At 66.4% G+C, this 2219-nt stretch carries 2 protein-coding genes and 1 pseudogene; 1 reads left to right on the plus strand and 2 read right to left on the minus strand.

Going from position 1 to position 2219, the window contains the following annotated elements; translation table 11 throughout:
• Nucleotides 1-206, plus strand: a pseudogene (locus VGD70_RS17445) (transposase); the annotation flags it as partial.
• 142 nt (nt 207-348) lie between these two features.
• On the opposite strand, the gene VGD70_RS17450 reads toward VGD70_RS17445, so the two are convergent.
• Nucleotides 349-612 (minus strand): hypothetical protein, encoded by a 264-nt coding sequence (locus VGD70_RS17450; protein WP_331082527.1) that lies wholly within the window; start codon nt 610-612, stop codon nt 349-351.
• Between the two features lie 116 nt (nt 613-728).
• Nucleotides 729-2219: carboxylesterase/lipase family protein (locus tag VGD70_RS17455; protein WP_331082526.1), on the minus strand; the 1491-nt coding region annotated here is incomplete at its 5' end.

The raw sequence follows: 2219 nt of genomic DNA on the forward strand, positions 1-2219 counted from the left end.
CACCAGCGGCGTCCCGACAGCGCTCGTCGAGATCCGACGCCTCGGCCGCACCCTGAAACAGCGCGCGGCCGACGTTCTCGCGTTCTTCGACCACCCCGGGACCAGCAACGGCCCGATCGAACCGATCAAGGGGCGCCTCGAGCACCTCCGCGGCTCCGCCCTGGGCCTTCCGGAACCTCACCAACTACGTCGCCCGGAGCTTGCTTCCACCTACACCCTCAAATGCGATGAGCCAGTTTTCGTCGCTGTTGGGCGCGGAGATATTGACTGCGGCTGGCGGAGTTAGGGTCGCCGCAGCTGAGCTGGATCATGTAGATCCATGCATGGCCAGAGGTAGCTTCGTCGATGTCATGCTGATGTCATGCTGGAGTTTGGCTCTAATGCCGCTTCGCGGCAGCGGCCCGCCGACAGCAGCGCGATGACGGCGATGTCGTGCAACAGGCAGGCGGTGATCACCATCTCGTCGAGTCCGTTCTCCCTGGCCACCCGAGCGCTCTGCAGCAGGTGCGCCGCGTTCGCCGGGCCAAAGCGATTCGTCAGGCCTGCGTCACGCAGCGATGCCGGTAGCTCGTGTGGCTGCACCTGGGTTGATGGCGGGTGTTGTTCTGGCATGTGAATCTCATGGCGGGATTGCCTGTTGGGGTGTTGTCATGCACAGACGGTTCTTGGCCGCGGCACCTCGACCAAGCGCGGTCCGGTGGCAGTCATGCCGGATTTGACGATGTCGGTCAATTCGTCGAGGTGTCGGCGACGGGTCGAATGGAGTTGATCATCTGCGTGACCGGGCTGGTGTCCAGCGGGCAGCTCTCTGCCTTGTCGTCGATCACCGTGAGCCGTGGTGATGTCCTGGTCGCGGCGGGCCACTGGGCACCGTCGGGACCGCTGGGCACACCGGTCCGGGCGAACTCCGTCCAGGCATGCTCGATGGTGTCCGACACCTGGGAGTCCACCTCGTCGTAGTCCTCGCCCGGAATGAGGTGACCGAACAGGTATGGGAGCTCGGCGCAGTGGTAGGCGAGCATTCCCGTGCGGCGGTTGCCAGGTGAGACCCGCGCGAAGCGGTAGGCGTAGCTCGTGCGGCCCAGTTCGGTGAACCGGCGGTACGAGGCGAGCATCGGCTCCGTCCAAATGGCCGTGGTGAACAGGTTCGCCAACTCCTCGTACGGACTGCCCGTGAGCTGAGCCAGTAGGTCGCCGGCGCGCTGTCCACCCAGGACCTTGGCCATAGTCGCCAGGGTGGCGGGCGTGTAGAGCCGGGCGGGGTCCACCGCTCCGGGCGGTGCCCGGTAGGGCCCGGTGGGCGTGATGAAGAATCGCGCCTCGTCCTCGGTGTGACCGAACAGCACGGGCACGTCCGTTGGCCAGCAGGACAGGTCCTCGCCGACGACCTGCCCGTCCGTGGTCGGGTACCAGACCAGGTTGGCCGGGATGTGCACCTGTCCGTCTGACGGCGTGGTGCCCGACAGCATCCGTGACGCCTGGCGCACCTGGTCCACCGGCACCTGGCGCAGGTGCTCGATGTCGCTGCTGCCGAACTGCTCGAACAACCGGGCACTGGCCTGCACGACACGCACGCGGCGCATGTCAGGTATGGCCGCGGCGGATTCGAAGCCCGCACTTTGCAGGACAGCGCGGTGGAACAATCCCTGCGCGGACGGGGTTGCCAGCAAGGTGCGCACCGCGGTCGCCCCGGCGGACTGGCCGAAGACGGTGACATTGTCGGGGTCACCACCGAAAGCAGTGATGTTGCGGGAAACCCAGTCCAGTGCCGCAACGCAGTCCTGGACGGCGAAGTTCCCGCCAGCTTCGGGGTGAGCCACAAATCCGAACGCACCAAGTCGATAGTTGATCGACACGTAGGTCACGCCCCGTTGGGCGATGGCCGTGCCATGGCATTCCAGCATGGACCCGGAGCCATTGAGGAAGCCACCGCCGTGGATCCACACCATGACCGGTTGGCGGGCCCGCAGGTCGAGGGTGTGGGACCAGACGTTGAGGTCGAGGCAGTCCTCGCTCTGCGGCGCCCCGAGTTCCGCACCGGTATCCACGGTCTGGATCGCGGCGTTGCCGAAATTCGTCGCGTCGCGCACGCCCTCCCATGCGGCGGGTGGCTGCGGTGCGGCCCAGCGCAGTGTCCCCACGGGCGCGCTGGCATAGGGAACGCCCCGGAACCGGAACACGCCCTGCCGCTGATTGCCTTCGAGGATTCCTTGTTCAAC

Source organism: Actinophytocola sp. (assembly GCF_036402745.1).
In the GTDB taxonomy this organism is placed as follows: Bacteria; Actinomycetota; Actinomycetes; order Mycobacteriales; family Pseudonocardiaceae; genus Actinophytocola.

Coding starts and splice junctions, on each gene's coding strand:
- VGD70_RS17450 (WP_331082527.1), bottom strand. CDS start 612: ATGCCAGAACAACACCCGCCATCAACCCAGGTGCAGCCACACGAGCTA.